This is a genomic window from Nocardia cyriacigeorgica, from assembly GCF_010868145.1.
In the GTDB taxonomy this organism is placed as follows: domain Bacteria; phylum Actinomycetota; class Actinomycetes; order Mycobacteriales; family Mycobacteriaceae; genus Nocardia; species Nocardia cyriacigeorgica_D.
On record NZ_JAAGUY010000034.1, the window covers coordinates 1 to 18,886 of the forward strand.

At 66.5% G+C, this 18,886-nt stretch carries 19 protein-coding genes; 11 read left to right on the top strand and 8 right to left on the bottom strand.

Translation table 11 applies throughout. The annotated features are described in order from the left end of the window. Positions 1 to 1,587 (bottom strand): adenylate/guanylate cyclase domain-containing protein, encoded by a 1,587-nt coding sequence (locus tag GV792_RS26070; RefSeq protein ID WP_163827445.1) that lies wholly within the window; start codon positions 1,585 to 1,587, stop codon positions 1 to 3. 76 nt (positions 1,588 to 1,663) lie between these two features. Further along, a complete protein-coding gene (gene trhA / locus GV792_RS26075) occupies positions 1,664 to 2,287 on the bottom strand; it encodes a PAQR family membrane homeostasis protein TrhA (protein WP_163827518.1) in 624 nt (207 codons plus the stop codon). A 236-nt stretch (positions 2,288 to 2,523) separates the two neighbouring features. Between trhA and GV792_RS26080 the strand changes: the two genes are divergently transcribed. Next, positions 2,524 to 3,312 (top strand): isoprenyl transferase, encoded by a 789-nt coding sequence (locus GV792_RS26080; protein WP_163827447.1) that lies wholly within the window; start codon positions 2,524 to 2,526, stop codon positions 3,310 to 3,312. Positions 3,313 to 3,326: 14 nt separating this feature from the next. Here GV792_RS26080 and coaA read toward each other — a convergent pair whose 3' ends face one another. Then, positions 3,327 to 4,259 carry a type I pantothenate kinase gene (coaA, locus tag GV792_RS26085; protein WP_163827449.1) on the bottom strand — a complete coding sequence of 311 codons (933 nt, stop codon included), beginning with the start codon at positions 4,257 to 4,259 and terminating at the stop codon, positions 3,327 to 3,329. Between the two features lie 179 nt (positions 4,260 to 4,438). Here coaA and GV792_RS26090 point away from each other — a divergent pair, with 179 nt between their 5' ends. Both GV792_RS26090 and glyA read left to right on the top strand, forming a co-directional pair. Next, entirely contained in the window at positions 4,439 to 5,644 is a 1,206-nt protein-coding gene (locus GV792_RS26090; RefSeq protein ID WP_163827451.1) for a DUF885 domain-containing protein, read from the top strand. 255 nt (positions 5,645 to 5,899) lie between these two features. Further along, positions 5,900 to 7,195, top strand: coding sequence for a serine hydroxymethyltransferase (gene glyA / locus GV792_RS26095; RefSeq protein ID WP_163827454.1), 1,296 nt, complete (start codon positions 5,900 to 5,902; stop codon positions 7,193 to 7,195). Positions 7,196 to 7,225: 30 nt separating this feature from the next. On the opposite strand, the gene GV792_RS26100 is transcribed toward glyA, so the two are convergent. After that, the gene (locus GV792_RS26100) at positions 7,226 to 8,437 is read right to left on the bottom strand and encodes an FAD-dependent monooxygenase (RefSeq protein ID WP_163827456.1); all 1,212 of its coding nucleotides are present in this window, start codon (positions 8,435 to 8,437) and stop codon (positions 7,226 to 7,228) included. Positions 8,438 to 8,548: 111 nt separating this feature from the next. Between GV792_RS26100 and GV792_RS26105 the strand changes: the two genes are divergently transcribed. Beyond that, positions 8,549 to 9,274, top strand: coding sequence for a TetR/AcrR family transcriptional regulator (locus GV792_RS26105; RefSeq protein ID WP_163827458.1), 726 nt, complete (start codon positions 8,549 to 8,551; stop codon positions 9,272 to 9,274). Positions 9,275 to 9,278: 4 nt separating this feature from the next. Here GV792_RS26105 and GV792_RS26110 read toward each other — a convergent pair whose 3' ends face one another. After that, positions 9,279 to 9,716 carry a hypothetical protein gene (locus GV792_RS26110; protein WP_163827460.1) on the bottom strand — a complete coding sequence of 146 codons (438 nt, stop codon included), beginning with the start codon at positions 9,714 to 9,716 and terminating at the stop codon, positions 9,279 to 9,281. 88 nt (positions 9,717 to 9,804) lie between these two features. Between GV792_RS26110 and GV792_RS26115 the strand changes: the two genes are divergently transcribed. From GV792_RS26115 to GV792_RS26135, 5 genes are all read left to right on the top strand, one after another. Continuing rightward, positions 9,805 to 10,224, top strand: a complete 420-nt coding sequence (locus tag GV792_RS26115; protein WP_163827462.1) for a limonene-1,2-epoxide hydrolase family protein — start codon at positions 9,805 to 9,807, stop codon at positions 10,222 to 10,224. 199 nt (positions 10,225 to 10,423) lie between these two features. After that, entirely contained in the window at positions 10,424 to 10,993 is a 570-nt protein-coding gene (locus GV792_RS26120) for an RNA-guided endonuclease InsQ/TnpB family protein (RefSeq protein WP_175583371.1), read from the top strand. 91 nt (positions 10,994 to 11,084) lie between these two features. Then, complete coding sequence (locus GV792_RS26125) at positions 11,085 to 12,311, top strand: transcriptional regulator (RefSeq protein ID WP_163827464.1); 1,227 nt, start codon at positions 11,085 to 11,087, stop codon at positions 12,309 to 12,311. A gap of 135 nt (positions 12,312 to 12,446) precedes the next feature. Continuing rightward, positions 12,447 to 13,964: an aldehyde dehydrogenase gene (gene adh, locus GV792_RS26130; RefSeq protein ID WP_163827466.1), complete on the top strand. Its 1,518-nt coding sequence runs from the start codon at positions 12,447 to 12,449 to the stop codon at positions 13,962 to 13,964. After that, positions 13,964 to 14,365 (top strand): DUF779 domain-containing protein, encoded by a 402-nt coding sequence (locus tag GV792_RS26135; protein ID WP_163827468.1) that lies wholly within the window; start codon positions 13,964 to 13,966, stop codon positions 14,363 to 14,365. Before adh ends, GV792_RS26135 begins: the two co-directional genes overlap by 1 nt. A gap of 141 nt (positions 14,366 to 14,506) precedes the next feature. Here the strand turns inward: GV792_RS26135 and GV792_RS26140 are convergent, their stop codons facing one another. Beyond that, positions 14,507 to 14,929 (bottom strand): tautomerase family protein, encoded by a 423-nt coding sequence (locus tag GV792_RS26140; protein WP_163827470.1) that lies wholly within the window; start codon positions 14,927 to 14,929, stop codon positions 14,507 to 14,509. A 26-nt stretch (positions 14,930 to 14,955) separates the two neighbouring features. Beyond that, entirely contained in the window at positions 14,956 to 15,657 is a 702-nt protein-coding gene (locus GV792_RS26145) for an SDR family oxidoreductase (RefSeq protein WP_163827472.1), read from the bottom strand. Between the two features lie 165 nt (positions 15,658 to 15,822). On the opposite strand from GV792_RS26145, the gene GV792_RS26150 reads away from it, so the two are divergent. After that, entirely contained in the window at positions 15,823 to 16,404 is a 582-nt protein-coding gene (locus GV792_RS26150; RefSeq protein ID WP_163827474.1) for a TetR/AcrR family transcriptional regulator, read from the top strand. Positions 16,405 to 16,690: 286 nt separating this feature from the next. On the opposite strand, the gene GV792_RS26155 is transcribed toward GV792_RS26150, so the two are convergent. Further along, positions 16,691 to 16,963 (bottom strand): hypothetical protein, encoded by a 273-nt coding sequence (locus GV792_RS26155; protein WP_163827476.1) that lies wholly within the window; start codon positions 16,961 to 16,963, stop codon positions 16,691 to 16,693. Positions 16,964 to 17,385: 422 nt separating this feature from the next. On the opposite strand from GV792_RS26155, the gene GV792_RS26160 reads away from it, so the two are divergent. Further along, complete coding sequence (locus GV792_RS26160) at positions 17,386 to 18,735, top strand: PhoH family protein (protein ID WP_163827478.1); 1,350 nt, start codon at positions 17,386 to 17,388, stop codon at positions 18,733 to 18,735. Positions 18,736 to 18,886: the final 151 nt, after the last annotated feature.

The following is an 18,886-nucleotide window of genomic DNA, read 5'->3' on the forward strand; positions in this document are numbered from 1 at the left end:
TCAGGCAGATGGCCCTGCGGTCGGGTCCCCGGTGGGTGCGGGGGCGGGGCGGGGTGCGTCGGCGGGGGATTCGACGCCATTCATCGACGGGGCCGGCGCGGCCGGTTCGTCGTGGGGGACGTCGGTCCAGGAGGGCGTCGGGTCGGCGATGCCACGCAGCGGCAGATCCCCGTAGAGCGTCCATTTGGCTTGTTCGTGCGGTGCGGCCGCGTCGATGACGGACTCGCTCACCAGGATTCGACGGGGTACGGCCTTGGCAGCGGTGGTGAGACGGGCGGCCTCGTTGACGGCGTCGCCGATGACGGTGAACTCCAGCCGGGTATCGGTCCCGACATCACCGGCGAATACCTGGCCGCGGGCCACGCCGATGCCGATATCGAGTTCGCCGGTGGCCAGCACCTCGTCGCGGATGCGGCGGGCGGCGCGCAGGGCGGGAGTGGCATTGTCGCGTAGCGCGATCGGGGCGCCGAAGATGCACAGCGCTGCGTCGCCTTCGAACTTGTTGACCAGGCCGTTGTTCTCCTCGGTTGCCGCGACCACGATCGAGAGCAGCCGGTTGAGTTTGGCCACGAATTCCTGCGGCGGCAGGCCCGTGGAGATCTCCACCGAACCGGTGACGTCGACGAACAGCGCCGACACCACCCGCACATCGCCGGTGAGATCCACGCTACTGGCCAGGGCCCGCTCGGCCACCTCGTCACCGACGTGCCTGCCGAACACATCACGCATCCTGGTCCGCTCGCGCAAGGTGGCGGCCAGCTGATTGACCGAATGTTCCAACCTGCCGATCTCGCTTGCGCTGCCCACCTGTACCCGTACGTCGAGGTCGCCGTGGGTGATCCGATCCAAGGCGAGGCGCAGATGCCGGATCGGCGCGGCGACAGCGCGGGCCAGCGTCGCGGTGGCGAGGGCGCCGACGACGATGCCGAGGCAGGCCACGTAAATGCCGGTGCGGATGCGATCGGGCGCGCTGGAGACCGGATCGGCGAGCACGACGATCAGCATGGACAACGGCATCGCGCCCGAGACCGCCCAGGTGAGCACCACCCGAACGAAGACCGTGGAACTCCAGTGCATTGTCGCGCCGAGTACACCGGCGACGATCGGAATGGTCGGCCGGATCAAGCGGTCCACGATCAAGAAGGTGAGCCCGCCCGATTCCAGCCCGCCGATGATGAACATCGACGTCATCACCGCGAGATCGTCCTGCGGTGTCACCCTGGCCAGCACGATGGCGGCGATGATCACGCCCGGCAGCCACAGTGCGAGTGCGCGGGTGGTGATGGCGATGGGCAGCCGCAGCAGTCGTCGCGCCTCGTCCGGTGTGGGTTTGCGGGTTTGGTCGAGCCAGGCGAAATAGACGCCGCGATCGCGAATGGCCAGCGCGATGCCGATCAGGAAGCCGATGGCCGGATAGATGGCGACGACACCGAGCGCGCGCAGAATGTCGGGTCCGAGCCGGTCGAAGAATCCGCCGAGCCACAGTTGGATGGTGATCACCGCGAGACCACTGAGATTGCAGGTGATCACGACGGCGGCCAGGCCCCACCGCGCCCGCAGCGCCCAGACCACCAGACGGGCGATCATGACGTGCGCTCGGGCAGCACAATGCTCACTGGGACAGCGACCGACACGAACGAGCAGCATAGAACGCCGAAGGCGTTCAGCGCAGCAGCACGAGCCAAACCGCAACGTAGTGCGCCAGCGCGGCGAGCACCGTCGCGGCGTGGAAGAACTCGTGATGGCCGAACACGGCGGGCCACGGGTTCGGCCATTTGGTGGCGTAGAGGATGGCGCCGACGCTGTAGATCAGGCCGCCGATGAGCAGCAGGATGAGCGGCGCGAGCCCCACATTGTCGTAGAGCTCACCGGCGACCGGCACGATCGCCCAGCCGAGCAACAGATATAACGGCACCCCGACCCAGCGCGGTGCGGTCGGCCACAGCAGTTTCAACGCGACACCGGCGAGCGCGCCCGCCCACACCACGATCAGCAGCGTGCGACCCGTGGAACCGGGCAGGCCGAGCAGCGCGAACGGGGTGTAGCTGCCCGCGATGAACAGGAAGATCATCGAATGGTCGGCGCGTTTCATCCGGATCCGAGCGCGCACCGTCGACCAGGTGACCCGGTGGTAGACGGCGCTGACCCCGAACAGCAGGCATACGGTGAGCCCGTAGACCAGCGTCGACCACACCGCGGTCGCCGAGACCGTCGTCGCGACGGCGATCAGAGCGATGACGGCGATCGCGGCGATACCGACTGCCCATGTGTGGATCCACCCGCGCATCCGTGGTTTGAGCAGTGCCTCCAGTGCATCGGCCGGGTTGAGCGCTTCCTCGGCGGCGTCGTCGGCAGCGGTGGTGTCGACGTAGCGGGACGTGTCGGTGGCCTCGACCGGATCGGTCACGGACTGCCTCCTGTAAATAACTCGCGAGTAACCTACGGAACCGTAGGTTGCGGGCACGATCGCTACTGTACCGGGAACTGCGGCCGCTGCCGCTACCGACGTGACGAGGCGTACTGTTGGTCGCCGTGGAGTTTCCGAGTCGGGTGCGTGGCTTTCCGTATCGCGTCTACGAGGCCCGGCTGGCCAAGCAGCTGGCAGGTAAGCAGCACCCCCGTCACGTGGCGGTGATGTGCGATGGCAATCGCCGCTGGGCCAGGGAAAACGGCTTCACCGACGTCAGCCACGGGCACCGGGTCGGCGCGCTGAAGATCGCCGAACTGGTGGGCTGGTGCGAGGCCGCGGGCATCGAGATGGTCACCGTCTACCTGCTTTCCACCGAGAACCTCAACCGCGATCCGGAGGAACTGGAGACGCTGTTCGAGGTCATCACCGACGTGGTCGAAGAGCTGTCGGCGCCGGACCAGAACTGGAGTGTGCGGCTGGTCGGCTCGCTCGACGGTTTTCCCGAGCTGATCGCCAAGCGCTTGCGTACCGCCGCGGAACGCACCAGCGGACGCAACGGAGTGCACGTCAATGTGGCGGTTGGCTACGGCGGCAGGCAGGAGATCACCGACGCGGTGCGCTCGCTGGTGCGTCAGGAGATCGCGGCCGGCGAGACCGGCGAAGACCTCGTGCAGTCGATCACCGTCAACGCCATCGGTCAGCATCTCTACACCTCCGGACAGCCCGATCCAGACCTTGTCATCCGCACCTCCGGTGAGCAGCGGCTGTCCGGTTTCCTGCTGTGGCAGAGCGCATATTCGGAGATCTGGTTCACCGAGGCGTACTGGCCGGAGTTCCGCCGAGTGGATTTCCTGCGTGCGCTGCGTGATTTCGCCGCGCGACACCGCCGATTCGGCGTCTGAGCGGATTCACCGGCTCACAATTTCCGCAGTCGTAGCCGATTGATGGCGTGATCGGCGTCCTTGCGCAGCACCAGGGTCGCGCGCGGACGAGTGGGCAGGATGTTCTCCACCAGATTCGGCCGGTTGGTCGAGTTCCAGATCTCCTTGGCCGCCGAGGTCGCCTCCTCGTCGGTGAAGCGGGCGTAATGGTGGAAATGTGCTCGCGGATCGGCGAAACCGGTCTTGCGCAGGCTGAGAAACCTTTGTACGTACCAGTTCTCGATGTCCTCGATGCGGGCGTCGACATAGATGGAGAAGTCGAACAGATCCGACACCATCAGCCGCGGGCCCGTCTGTAACACATTGAGACCCTCGACAATGAGGATGTCGGGCTGGCGCACGCAATGGAACTCGTCCGGCACGATGTCGTAGGAGATATGCGAGTACATCGGCGCGCACACCTCCGGCGCACCGGCTTTCACCTCGGTGACGAAACGCAGCAGCTTACGTCGATCGTAGCTCTCCGGAAATCCCTTGCGATGCATGATGCCGCGCCGGGTGAGTTCGGCGGTGGGGTAGAGGAACCCGTCGGTGGTGACCAGATCCACCCGCGGATGATGATCCCAGCGGGCCAGTAGCGCCTGCAGCACACGGGCAGTGGTGGATTTGCCCACCGCGACACTGCCGGCAACACCGATCACGAACGGCACCTGCCGGTCGGGATGCTTTTCCCCGAGGAAGGTCGCGGTCGCCGCGAACAGTCGCTGACGTGCGGCGACCTGCAAGTGGATGAGACGGGCGAGCGGGAGGTAGACCTCGGCGACTTCTTCCAGATCAATCTGTTCACCCAGACCACGCAGGCCGCGCAGTTCTTCCTCGGTGAGCACCAGTGGAGTCGATTTACGCAGTGTGCGCCATTGTTTCCGATCGAATTCCACATAGGGACTCGGCTCACTCATCCGTGCCACTTACCCGACGCTCCATTTCGGCAAACACGCACACATATCGCACCGGCGCTGTGAGATTCGGTCTAACTGTGGCCGCATGGCTGAATTCTGCGCCTCGCCGCCCCGCGACCGGAAACGGGGTGGCCTACCGGTGAGTAACAGGCGGCGCCGCGCTGGTGGACCCGCTATCGTCGGCTGCCATGGAAGCGCATCCGCTCGTGACCGAGTACCTGCGGCTCGGCCTTGCCTTCGACCGGCTGGAAGAGGGGTTCGTCGACGCCTTCACCGGTGACCCGGCGCTGCGCCGGGAGGTCGAGAACGTGCCAGCGCCGCAACCGCGGGAGCTGGCGCGGCGGGCCGCGACACTGCGAGCCGAACTGCCCGCGGCCGGGCTTGCACCGGAGCGCACCGAGTTCCTCGACGTGCACCTGCGCGCGCTGGAATGCTCGGGCCGCAAGTTCGCCGGTGACGACATCGGATTCGTCGACGAGGTGCGGGCCTATTTCGACGTCGAGATCGCACCGGGCGACGAAGCCGACTACCGCGACGCGCACCGCAAGATGGACGAGGTGCTGGCAGGCGACGGCTCGCTGGCCGAACGGATGGCCGCGCACAAACAGGCCGACGAGATCCCGCCGGAGCGCCTCCAGGCCTGCGTCGATGCGTTCTCCGGCGCATTGCGTGAGCTGGTTCGCGATCGGTACCCGCTGCCCGATCATGAGCACGTCACCTATGAGGTGGTCGGTGACAAGCCGTGGTCCGGCTTCAACTACTACCTGGGCAACTATCACTCGACGGTCGCGATCAATTCCGATCTGCGCCAGCACATGGCCAACCTGCCGCATCTCATCGCGCACGAGGCCTATCCGGGCCACCACACCGAGCACTGCCGCAAGGAGGCGGGGCTGGTCGCGGCCGGGCAGGACGAGCAGACGTTGTTCCTGGTCAACACCCCGCAGTGCCTGATGGCGGAGGGGCTTGCCGACCTGGCGCTGAAGTCGATCATCGGGCCCGGCTGGGGACGCTGGGCGCAGGAGATCTACGCCGATCTGGGGTTGCGGTTCGACGGCGACCGCGCCGAACGGCTGTCGGAGGCGTCGGGGCAGTTGCTCGGAGTGCGCCAGGACGCCGCGCTACTGCTGCACGATCGCGGTCGCGACGCCGACGAGGTCGCGGAGTTCCTGATGCGCTGGAACCTGCTGACGCCGACGCGGGCCCGGCAGTCGCTGCGGTTCCTGTCCTCGCCATTGTGGCGGGCCTACATCAGCACCTATGTCGAGGGCTACCGGCTACTCGGTGGCTGGCTGGACCGTGCGCCCGACGCCGACGATCGCGCCGACCGGTTTCGCAGGCTGCTGGACGAACCGCTCACCCCGGGCACGGTGCGGGCGATGCAGCCGGCCTGAACTGGCCGGGTTGCCCGCCCGGTGCGGTCGGGCGGGCACGCTGGTGATCTGCCGAGCCCACCGAGCGCGCGTCCGCGGGCATAGCGGGTACCCGCCGCCGGACCTGGCCAGGCGCCGTCAGCTCGAACGCGACCGGGCACTGTTCGGTTGAACCGACCCCGGTGCTCGGCTCCGGCGGAATCGGTCCGCCAGGGCCTGTGATGTGCTATCAGACCCCGTGCCGGTCCGGCCCGCAGAAGCCAATAGACTGTCCGGGTGACGCAGACGACCGCTTCTGTCAATACCCAGTCTCTCGGTGAACTCGATCCCGAGGTAGCTGCCGCGATGGCAGGAGAGCTCGCTCGCGAGCGCGACACCCTCGAGATGATCGCCTCGGAGAACTTCGTGCCGCGCGCGGTCCTGCAGGCGCAGGGCAGCGTGCTCACCAACAAGTACGCCGAGGGCTACCCGGGCCGCCGCTACTACGGCGGCTGCGAGCACGTCGACGTCGTGGAGACCCTCGCCCGCGACCGCGCCAAGGAGCTGTTCGGCGCCGAGTTCGCCAACGTCCAGCCGCATTCCGGCGCCCAGGCCAACGCCGCGGTGCTGATGTCGCTGATGAACCCCGGCGAGAAGCTGCTCGGCCTCGATCTGGCCCACGGCGGCCACCTCACCCACGGCATGCGGCTGAACTTCTCCGGCAAGCTGTACGAGGTCCACTCCTACGGTGTCAGCAAGGACGATCACCGCGTCGATATGGACGAGGTGCGCAAGATCGCCGTCGAGGCGCAGCCGAAGGTGATCGTCGCCGGCTGGTCGGCCTACCCGCGGCATCAGGATTTCGCCGCCTTCCGCGAGATCGCCGATGAGGTCGGTGCCTACCTGTGGGTCGATATGGCGCACTTCGCCGGTCTGGTCGCCGCAGGTCTGCACCCCTCGCCCGTGCCTTACGCCGACGTCGTGTCCTCCACCGTGCACAAGACTCTCGGTGGCCCGCGCTCCGGCCTGATCCTGGCCAAGCAGGAGTTCGCCAAGAAGCTCAACAGCTCGGTGTTCCCCGGCCAGCAGGGTGGGCCGCTGATGCACGCCATCGCCGCCAAGGCCGTCGCGTTCAAGATCGCGGGCACCGCCGAGTTCGCCGAGCGCCAGCAGCGCACCCTGTCCGGCGCCAAGATCCTGGCCGAGCGCCTGACCGGCGCCGATGTGGCCGGTAAGGGCATCAGCGTGCTGACCGGCGGCACCGACGTGCACCTGGTGCTCGTCGATCTGCGCAACTCCGAGCTCGACGGCCAGCAGGGCGAGGATCTGCTGCACGAGATCGGAATCACGGTCAACCGCAACGCCGTTCCGTTCGATCCGCGTCCGCCGATGGTCACCTCCGGCCTGCGCATCGGTACCGCCGCCCTTGCCACCCGTGGCTTCGGCGACGCCGAGTTCACCGAGGTCGCCGACATCATCGGCACCGCGCTGGCCGGTGGGTCCGAGGTGGAGACGCTGCGCGCTCGGGTCCGCAAGCTGGCCAACGACCTGCCGCTGTACCAGGGCCTCGAGGACTGGCGCCTGCTGGGCTGAGCTGCACGACGCTGACGCGTCCACGATCGGTTACTGCCGATTCGTGGGCGCGTCGTTGTTTTCCGGGCGTTCGATCAACGCCGGGTAGTCCCGCAGATCGACGTCGTTGGCGCCCTTGTCGCCGAGCTTGACCATCAGTCCGAACAACGGGGAGTTCAGGAACCAGTCGCGCGCACGGATGCCGAAGGCGGTCTTGGGGGCAAGGAAGCGGCCCGGATTGCTGGAGCCCGCGATCTTGTTGTAGCGCTGCATGATCTCGTCATAGCGCGGGAAGGCCACGGTGTGGTCGCCGTCGGCGAGGGCGAGTTCGCCCGCGAGCACGTAGGCGCCGACGATGGCGAGCCCGGTGCCGAATCCCGCCAGGGTGTTGCCGTATCCGGCATCCCCGATCAGGGCAACGCGGCCGCGGACGCACGACGACATCTTCACCACGCTGAGCGAGTCCAGGTAGAAGTTCTCGGCCTCGTCCAGGTCGGCCATCATGCGCGGTACCTCCCACCCGACATCGGCGAAGGTTTCCTTGACAATGTGGCGCTGCGCTTGTTCGTCATCGCGTGCGTAGTCGAGCTCGGGCGCGGCGAACATGTACATCTGCTCGGCCTTCGGCCCCCCGTCGACCGCCAGCTTCCCCGGCGCGTTGTGGGCATAGGACACCTCGCGTCGCGGTCCGTCGGTGCGCCGGGGCTGGGTCCCCGAATTGACCAGGCAGTAGTAGTAGCCCCGATGCTGGACGTAGTCGTGCTCGGGTCCGAAGGCCAGCTTGCGCACCCGAGAGTGCACGCCGTCGGCACCGAAGACCAGGTCGAAGGTGCGGGCCTGCCCGTGCTCGAACTCCACTCGCACACCGTCGGCGGTCTCGGTGAGCGCGCTGATCGAATCGCCGAAAATATGAGTGCAGCTCTCGGCGGTGCGTTCGTACATGATCTCGGCCAGATCGCCGCGCAGGATCTCGACGTCACCGCCGGTGAAGTCGCCGGAGATCATCGAACGACGTGTGCCCGCGGCATCCACCATCACCATGTCGCCACCGCCGGTCTGCCGATCCCGGACCGCGTCGAGGATGCCCATCCGCTCCAGCACCTTCAGATGCGTCGCACCCTTGAAATCGACGGCCTGACCGCCGGGGCGCAGCTCAGGGGCGCGTTCGACGACGGTGACGTCGAAGCCGTAGCGGTCCAGCCAGTAGGCGAGGGCGGGGCCAGCGATGCTCGCGCCGGAGATGAGGACGGTGTTGTTTCGCATGATCGCTCCTTCGGTAATAACTGCGTCCAGCGGAATCTGTTTCTGGTGGACGCAGATGAGCGTATGGTAGACACAGTTTCAGGTCAACCCCATTTCTGGAAGGACACCGCGATGCCGGCTCCGACCGTTGTCGAGCTGCTCTGGGGCACCGGGCGCCAATCCACGCGCGGACCGAAGCCGTCGCTGTCGCTGGAGGCGATCGTCGGTGCGGCGATCGAACTCGCCGACGCCGAGGGCATGGGCGGTGTGTCCATGCAGCGGGTGGCCGAGCGACTCGGCTACACCAAGATGTCGCTGTACCGATACGTACCGGGTAAGGCCGAGCTGGCCGCACTGATGTTGGAGCAGGCACTTGGGGCGCCGCCGGATCTCGCTGCGGCGCAGTCGGTGTCCGATGAGTCGCCCTGGCGGGCCGGGCTGCGTACGTGGACGGAGGAGATCTTCCGCCGCTACCGCGCGCATCCGTGGTCGCTGGAACTATCTGACGGTGTGCGGCCGATGGGGCCGCACGAACTCGGCTGGCTGGAAGCCGCGCTGACGGCGATGGCGGGGATCGGGCTCACCGGGCCGGAGCGGCTGGACACTGTCGTTGTGCTCAACGGCCACGTCCGGAGCCTTGCGCTGCAATCCGGCGGAGGTGCCGCGGACGGGATAGAGGAGCAGTTGATGCACCAGATGGCGGAGGTGATGGAGGCGGCGGGGGACCGATATCCCGAGGTGATCAGGGCATTGGGCGAGCAGGCCGCCGGCACCTCGGCACGCGATGACGCCCTGAACTTCGGCATCGACCGGATCCTCGACGGGCTAGAGGCGCTGGTCGATCGGCGCAAGTCCTGACCCTTTATGTCCCTGGTAGCTGGATTCCCTTCTCCGCCGCGAGCTTTGTCAGCTTCTCCACCTCGTCGATCGGCACCGCGACATACGCGCGCAGCCCGTCATCGTCGCGCCGTAGCAGATACTCGTAGTCGCCGTCTGTGAGGAGGTCGTCGGCGTCATCGTAGAAATGCCAGCGCACCCGCACTCGGACGATGCGCTCGGTCACATCGACCTGCTCGAGCAGGGTGTGGTCCACCCGCGCCAGCCCCAGCTGTTGATAGAACGGGTAGGCCTGCGACAACCCCCGCGCCATCTCGGTGCGTGAGTGCAGCGACCCGACGAAGGCGTCGCTGAGGATGGTGCCCGGCATGCCCCACAGGGCCGCGGAACGTTCGGCGTCGTACGCCGACAGCCCGGCCTGATACTCGTCCAGAAACGACTCGATCTCATCCCGAGTGGTCATAGGGCCAAGGTATCGCCGGGTGGTCGATTCGCATCGGCGAACGCGCCGATCCGTCGCGGTACCGACGCGGTCGGCCTACCCTCGATCCATGAGCGAAATCGAGCTGGAGCAGGACTCGATCACCACGGTGCGGGAGTTCTTCGCCGCGCTGGAACTCGGCGCGGTGGGCGAGGCGCTGGATCTGCTGCACCCCGACATCGTCTGGAAGAACACGTCACTACCCGATGTGCGCGGCGAACGCCGGGTCGCGGGCATACTGCGCGGGCTGAACCGGGACCAGTTCGGCTTCGCCGCCGACATGCACCACATCGCCGCCGACGGCACCATCGTGCTCACCGACCGCACCGATATCCTCCGCATCGGGCCGCTGCGGATCTCCTTCTGGGTGACCGGCACGTTCGAACTGCGTGACGGGCGGATCATCTTGTGGCACGACCACTTCAGCTGGGAGAACTTCCTGCGCGGGACGGTCGTCGGGTTGTGGAAAGCCGTATTCTCGCGAGGCTGAGGCATAGCCGAGGAGGCGATCCGCGCTACTGGCCTCGGCAGTTGATGCCGTGCGGTGGCGGACCACGCTCTTCGGGCGGTGTCCGGCTCGGCGTTGGAGTGTTGCCGGGGGCAGACGCCCGGCTGCGGCCATGTCGCGTGTGGGCAGCCCCGCGACGCGAGTGGCTGACCGAAGTGTCGAGCGTCGTGTTGCAGCAGGATTGGCGGATCTGAATACCGCCTACCGCAACTTTTTTCAGTCGATCGTCGGCAAACGGAAGGGTGCGAAGCTCGCGCCACCGAGGTTCCGCTCACGGAAGGACACCAGGCAGGCGATCCGGTCCACACGGAACTCGCGGTTCGCGGTCACGTCCGGCCGGAAGTTGCGGTTGCCGAAGATCGGTGATGTTGCAGTCCGCTGGTCGCGCGAACTGCCGGCGCCGCCCTCGCCGGTGACGATCGTCAGTGACGCATCCGGCCGATACTTCGCGTCGTTCGTCGTGGAATCGGGCGACAAGGCGTTGCCGCCGGTCGATCCGGAAGTTGGTGTCGACCTGGGACTGACGACGTTCGCGGTGATGTCGGACGGGAAAACGATCGCGTCGCCGCAGTTTCTGCGGCAGGCCGAACGCCGGCTCCGCAAGAGTCAACGAGGCAGGAAGGTCTGTGGTTCCACGGCGGCAATCTGCACCAATCCCGGCACTACTCGCTGTATCTCGCGTTGCAGCTCGAGGCGCGATACGAGGGCATCCCGACCCCGGTGTACGGGATGGGGCCGGTGCACCATCTGAGCTGACTTCGCTCGTCGATGCCGCACCGATCGACGGATCGGTGCGGCATGATGGAGACAGTCGAATATGTGACAAGGAAGACACCGCGTAGATGGCGCCACGCAGCACGCTCGCCGAGCAGCGAGCCACGCTGGAAAAGGAATGGGCCCGGTGGGTACCGGACGGGTCGCATCCTGCGCTGCCGCGGGTCTCCGGGTCCGGCCTGCGCAGTGAAGTCGCGCAGTCCTGGATGCGCTCGGTGCGCACCGTCGATCCCGCCCGCGCCAGCGCACCTGCCGTCGATTCCGCCGATATCGGATCGCGCTGGGCGGAGTCCCCGCTGCGCGAACCGGTGACGCAGCTCGCCGATCAACTGCACGACGTCGCCCATGACGCAGGCTATGTCGCCGCGGTGACCGATGAGTCCGGCACCATCCTGTGGTCCTTCGGCGGTCAGGTCATGCGACGCCGGGCCGAGAAGGTCAATTTCGCCCCCGGCGGCCGCTGGGACGAGCAGCATATGGGCACCAACGCGCTATCGCTGGCCATGCAGACCGGCAAACCCAGCACGGTGTTCTCAGCCGAACATCTGGTCGCCGCGCTGCACGGCTGGGTGTGCTACTGCGCGCCCATCCACGCACCCGACGGACGTCAGCTCGGCGTGCTCGACCTGTCCTCCACCTGGGATCGCTCGCATCCGCTTGCCATGTCGACGGTGCAGTCGCTGGTCATGGCGGTCGAGGCGCGGCTGAACGCGGCCGCGCCCCTCACTCGCCCCGGGGTGCGGCTCACCTGCCTCGGTGGTTCCGGACTGATACGCGACGGTCGTGCGGTACGGCTGCGGCCACGTCAGCTGGAGATCCTGGCGCTGCTCGCGCTGGAACCGGCCGGCTTCACCCCCGAACGATTGCACTACGCCATCTACGGCGACCGCCCCGCCACCTCGAGCACACTCAAGGCCGATGTCTCCCATCTGCGCCGGGCCACCGGCGGCGAGATCGCCAATCGCGTCTATCAGCTGACCACGCCGCTGTCGTGCGATGCCGTCGACCTGCTCACCGCGCTCGAAGCCGGCGACACCGCGACGGCGGTGCGGTTGTATCGCGGACCGCTGCTGCCGGGATCGGAGACGCCGGGAATCGTCGAATGGCGCGAACATCTCGAGGTCGCGGTCCGCACCGCGGTGCTGTCGGACGACGACCCCGAATACGCACTGCGCTACGGCGAGCGGGCGCCCGACGATATCGAGATCCACGAGCACGCACTGGCTCTGCTGCCGGTCAACGATGCCCGCCGCGCGGTCGCCGCGGCCAGGCTGCACACCGCGCTGCGTTCCTGAGTTCAGCGCCCCTGACCTGCGGCGTCGGCGTGTCGTCGTGGTAGTCAACCTTCTGCCAACCCGAGATCGCGATAGTGGTCCACATCACGAACGGTTGCTCGTGCTATCCCGCCGACTCGATGAGGAGCATGCGTCATGACCTACGCACAACCAGGTGCCGACGGCAGCATCGTCAGCTACGCCGCCCGCTATGACAATTTCATCGGCGGCGACTGGACCGCACCGGTCGAGGGGCAATACTTCGAGAATCCGTCGCCGGTCGACGGGCGGACCTTCACCGAGGTAGCACGCTCGACCGCCGCCGATGTGGAACTCGCACTCGATGCCGCGCACACCGCCGCCGACGGCTGGGGCGCGACCTCCGCCGCCGAACGTGCCAATATCCTCAATAAGATCGCCGACCGCATCGAGGACAACCTCGAGGCCCTCGCCGTCGCCGAGACCTGGGAGAACGGCAAGCCGGTCCGCGAAACCAAAGCCGCGGACCTGCCGTTGGCGGTCGACCACTTCCGCTATTTCGCCGGCGCCATCCGCGCCCAGGAAGGCGGTATCAGCGAGATCGACGGCGACACCATCGCCTACCACTTCCATGAGCCGCTCGGCGTCGTTGGCCAGATCATTCCGTGGAACTTCCCGATCCTGATGGCCACCTGGAAGCTTGCGCCCGCGCTCGCGGCAGGTAATGCGGTGGTGCTCAAGCCCGCCGAGCAGACCCCGGCCTCGATCCTGAAGGTGGTTGAGCTGATCGCGGATCTGCTCCCACCGGGAGTTCTCAACGTGGTCAACGGTTTCGGTGTCGAGGCGGGTAAGCCGCTGGCGTCGAGTTCGCGGGTGGCCAAGGTCGCGTTCACCGGTGAAACCACTACCGGCCGGCTGATCATGCAGTATGCCAGCGAGAACATCATCCCGGTGACGTTGGAGCTCGGCGGTAAGAGCCCCAACATCTTCCTGCCCGACATCATGGCCGCCGACGACGAATTCCTGGACAAGGCCGTCGAGGGTTTCGTGATGTTCGCGCTGAACCAGGGCGAGGTGTGCACCTGTCCGTCGCGTGCGCTGATCCATTCGTCCATCTATGACGAGTTCATGGCGCGATGCGTGGAGCGCACCAAGGCCATCATCAGCGGCAATCCGCTCGATGACGCGACCATGATCGGCGCCCAGGCCAGCAACGACCAGTACGAGAAGATCCTGTCCTACATCGACATCGGCCGTCAGGAAGGCGCCGAGGTGCTCACCGGCGGCGGGCCGCGCAAGGTCGACGAGTTCCCGGACGGGTACTACATCGAGCCGACAGTGTTCAAGGGCAGCAACGATATGCGGATCTTCCAGGAGGAGATCTTCGGTCCGGTCGTCTCGGTCACCACCTTCGACTCCACCGATGAGGCGTTGAAAATCGCCAACGACACCCTCTACGGTCTCGGCGCCGGTGTCTGGACCCGCGATATGAACACCGCCTACCGGCTCGGTCGTGGCATCAAGGCCGGCCGGGTGTGGACCAACTGCTACCACGCCTACCCGGCGCATGCGGCCTTCGGCGGTTACAAGAAGTCCGGTATCGGTCGCGAGAACCATGCCATGATGCTGGACCACTACCAGCAGACGAAGAACCTGCTGGTGAGCTACGCACCGAATAAGCTCGGATTCTTCTGATGCCCGCGGACGTGCACCGCGTCGAGATCACCGAACAGGCCGAGCAGATGCTCGACAGCCTGATCCGGCGGCACGGCGCGGTCATGTTCCACCAGTCCGGCGGCTGCTGCGACGGCAGTTCCCCGATGTGCTATCCGCGCGGTGAATTCCGTGTCGGCGCCTCGGATGTTCTGCTCGGGACGATTGCCGTGGATACGCCGTTCTGGATGAGCGCCGATCAATACGAGTACTGGAAGCACACCCACCTCACCGTGGATGTGGTTCCGGGACGGGGCAGCGGGTTCTCCCTGGAAGCACCCGAGGGTGTCCGTTTCCTCATTCGCTCCCGTCTGCTCACCGACGAGGAGTTCACCGAACTCGAGTCCGCGCCACCACTCAGAACTGGCGCGGACATCGAATAGCCGTGCGCGGCCAGGGGTTCGCCCGCCCCGCGCCGCGCACTCTGAAGATCTGCCCACCGGTGCCGCGCCGGTGGGCAGATCTGCGTTCTGGCACCGTGGCCGCCGGCGAATCCGAGAGCCTGACGCGCGGCCGCCATCGGATCAGAAGGGGGTCGGCGTGTTCGTACGCGCCCAAGCCTTTTCGGCATCGCTACCCGCAGGCGGCGGGAACTGTCCGGCGATCTTCCACAGATCGCGCGGCGACTCGTAGGTGTGAAATTCCCAGTGCAGACCGCGGGCCCGGGTGTAGGGCAGCATGATCGAGTCGAGTTTGTCGGTGGAGCGTTTGCGCATCTCGGGATCATCGAGGTGGCGGGCGAGGTGTTCGACAACGATCCGGACGGTGTCGGTTGCCGGTTTACCGCCAACGTAGAAGTCGGACTCCGCGGTTTCCTTGAACAGGACGACGACGTAGAAGGCTGGTAGGCCGAAGCTGGTGTACAGCTCGGTGATGTCGTTGGCGAAGTCTTGTTTATCCTGGTCGGAGTAGGTGTTGGCGGGATGGTAGATGTGCCACAGAGGCATGGTGAGTCCTTTCCCGGAGCGTGTGGTCAGCGGCCGACGGCGATGGCGAGGCCCTCGACGGGGCCGGACAGGGCGGCCTTCATCCGGCGGGTGACCTCGTCGACGAGGACTTCGCTGTCTCCCTTCTCGACCCCGTCGAAAACGGCCGCGGCGACCAGGGCGGGATCGACCTTGTCAACCGGGAGATGCCTGACCATGTCGGTATCGGCGAAGCCGAGATGTACGCCGACGACTTGGGTGCGTTGCGCGGCCAACTCCAGCCGCAGCGAGTTGGTGAGCGACCAGAATGCGGCCTTCGACGCGCCGTAAGCAGCCGCACCGGAACCCCAGGACAGCACCGAATGAATATCGATCAGCGCGCCGCCACCGTTGGCCGCCAAGATCGGCGCGAAGGCTTGCGCGATCCGCAGCGGGCCGAAGACATTCGTCTCGAAAGTGGCGACCACATCGGGTATTTCGGCCTTCAGTAGCGGTGCGGGGATCAGTGCGCCCGCGTTGTTGACGACGATACCGACATCGCCCGCGACGGTCGCCGCCGTGGTGACGGAGTCGGGATCGGTCACGTCGAGGGCAAGTACTTCCACACGCGGATCCGAGCTCGGCGCCGGTTGGCGGGCGGTCGCGTAGACCTTCGCCGCGCCCCGGCGCAGTAATTCGTCGACGAATGCCCGCCCGAGTCCGCGTTGCCCGCCGGTCACCAAGGCGACCGAGCCTTCGATTCTGGTCATTGCTGCACCTTTCGAGTCGTCCCGCGGTCCGAACGCATGTCGGACAGGTTGGGAAGGGGAGCATTGCCGCTCGATTTAGATTATGATCATCATCTATAGGATGCGCAAGACTATGACCGTCGATCGCGCCGCCGAAGGCGCGCCGACCCGACGGAAGGAGACGATGTGCCACGAGCGTCGCGCGAGCAGGCCGAATCGCACCGCAAACAGGTCCTCGACGCCGCGGCGGCTCAGGTCCGCGAACGCGGTGCCGGAGCAATGACCGTCCCCGACCTGATGGCGGCCGCTGGCCTCACCCACGGCGGTTTCTACCGCCACTTCCAGTCCAAGGAAGACCTGGTCACCCAGGCCTGTACGGCCGCATATGCCGAGAAGATCGAGGAAATGGATCGTATTCGCGCTGCGAGCCCGGACGGTCCGTCCGCCCGCCGCACCTTCATCGAGCGGTACCTCTCGACCACCCACCGCGACACCCCCGCCAACGGTTGCGGCATCGCCGCCACCGCCGCCGACGTCTCCCGCGCCGCCCCCGACAGCCCCGTCCGCCAGGCTTACCTCGACGGCATCCAGAACATGATCGCCAAGCTCGCGGAATTCGGCGAACACCCAACCGACGACCCGGACGTCCTCGTCGAACTATCCGTCATGGCGGGTGCCCTGATGCTCGCCCGAGCCAGCGCCGATGGCGAACTGTCCGCCCGAATCCTCGATGCGGCCCGCACGTTCCTCGTCGAGGAGCGCCAGTAGCGCGCATGGCCGCCGGCGTCGAGGGAGCAAGTGCCGCAAAGCCATTCGTTGATCGATCGTGCCGGTCTCTCCCGACCCCCTCCGCGCCGACTTCGTTGGCGGCCGATCCCCGGCGTCGTTGGCGGGGCGGGAAAGTTCGGGAGGTCTTCCACACGGGTGGGTCGGGGTTCAGTTATCGATGGCCCATGGTGTGGACGTCGGTGTCGAGTATCGACCGCGGGGGTTGGCGGCAGGTTGGGTGCGTCCCGGTGAGTGGTACACGGGATGGGATGCGCGCTTGCCCAGGTCAGGCGTGCTGGGTGAGGTAGTCGAGGTAGAAGGGGCGCAGGGCTTCGGCCAGATCGCCGTCTCCGGCGTGAACGTAGTCGTCGATCAGCGGCAGGACCCACTTGATGTCGGCTTCGCTTTCGCCGGACTTGCCCGCGGTGGCCTCGGCGGCGGGTATGCGGGTGAGTAGCTTCCACAGGAATTTGATGTCGCCGCGACGCACGGCCAGCCTGACCGCGCGGTCGTGCAGTTCCTTGGACGACAGCTGCTGCAGATCCTCGTTACCGGCCATGAAACGACTCTAATCCGCCGACGGCATGATGAGGGCTCGCGTGGCGAAATCGCACACCCCCGACGTCGTTGGCCGCCGTATCGTCGCCCGTGGGAGCATCGGCTACTGCTCAGGCACACCGGCCCGGAAAACTCGCTGACCTGCGTCGAAAGCCGGTCAGGGCGCGTCGTTAACGACGAATTCACCGACACGCCTGTCCGTCTCCGAGCGCGCAACCCGGGATCGGCGGTAGCGTCGTTGATGCGGGTCGCGTCGTTGTGGCTCGCGCGGGAGGTCCTGACCGTGACTGAGCCATTCAGTACGAGGGGGCCGGCACCCGGCCCTCGTGGCATCTGACGCAGCCGGCGTCGGATCCCTCAGGACGGACCGGTCCAGCGAGATTGTCTGATGCGGGTGCCGCGCAGACACAAAAGGAGCCCACCGTGACTACAACACGCTCCGTTTCCGCCCCATCGGCGAACTCTCGCACCGTGAAGAAAGGCACCACAACCTTTGTCGTCGACACCTCGGTTCTGCTGTCGGATCCCTGGTCGGTCACCCGTTTCGGCGAGCACCACGTCGTGCTCCCGCTGGTGGTGATCAGCGAACTCGAAGGCAAACGGCATCACCATGAGCTCGGCTGGTTCGCCCGCGAGGCGCTACGCATGCTCGACGATCTGCGTGTGCAGTACGGCAGGCTCGACGAGCCGCTGCCGATCGGCACCGACGGCGGCACGTTGCAGGTGGAGCTGAACCACACCGATCCCACGGTGCTACCGGTCGGATTCCGAACCGACACCAACGATTCCCGCATCCTGGCCTGCGCGCTCAATCTCGCCGCCGACGGCCGCACCGTGGTGTTGGTGTCCAAGGACATCCCGTTGCGGGTCAAGGCGAGTTCGGTGGGTCTACAGGCCGACGAGTACCACGCACAGGACGTGGTGACCTCCGGCTGGGCGGGCATGGTGGAACTCGACGTCACCACCGATCGGGTGGACGCGCTCTACAGCGAGGGCTCCATTGATCTGGACGAGGCACGGGAACTGCCCTGCCACACCGGGATCCGGCTGTTGGGCACCAGCTCCAGCGCATTGGGCCGGGTCACCCCGGACAAGCGGGTTCAGCTGGTCCGGGAGCGAGAGGCGTTCGGGTTGCACGGTCGCTCGGCCGAACAGCGCATCGCCTTGGATCTGCTGCTGGACGAGAGTGTCGGCATCATCTCGCTGGGCGGGCGGGCAGGCACCGGTAAGTCGGCGCTCGCATTGACCGCGGGCCTGGAAGCGGTGCTGGAGCGGCGGACTCAGCGCAAGGTGGTGGTGTTCCGTCCGCTGTACGCGGTCGGCGGGCAGGAATTGGGCTACCTGCCCGGCTCCGAGAGCGAGAAGATGGGCCCGTGGGCGCAGGCCGTCTTCGACACCCTCGACGGGCTGGCGAGTCGCGAGGTCATGGAGGAGGTGCTCAGCCGCGACATGCTGGAAGTGTTGCCGCTCACCCATATTCGTGGCCGTTCGCTGCACGACTCGTTCGTGATCGTCGACGAGGCGCAGTCGCTGGAACGCAATGTGCTGCTGACGGTGTTGAGCCGGCTCGGCACCGGATCGCGGGTGGTGCTCACCCACGATGTGGCCCAGCGTGACAACCTGCGCGTCGGCAGGCATGACGGTGTCGCGGCAGTGATCGAAAAGCTGAAGGGTCACCCATTGTTCGCCCATGTCACCCTCACCCGCAGCGAGCGTTCCCCGATCGCCGCGCTGGTGACGGAGATGTTGGAGGAGTACGGACCCAACGCCTGATCGAAGCGGACGCAGACCCCCGGCCCGAAGTGGCCGGGGGTCTGTTGTTTCCTGTGCGCTGAAGCGACCGGCGGCCGCCACACTTATTCCGTCGACGGGTGCCGAGCGCCTGTGAGATAAGCGTCAGGCGTGGCTTCCCCACGTGGGGCGG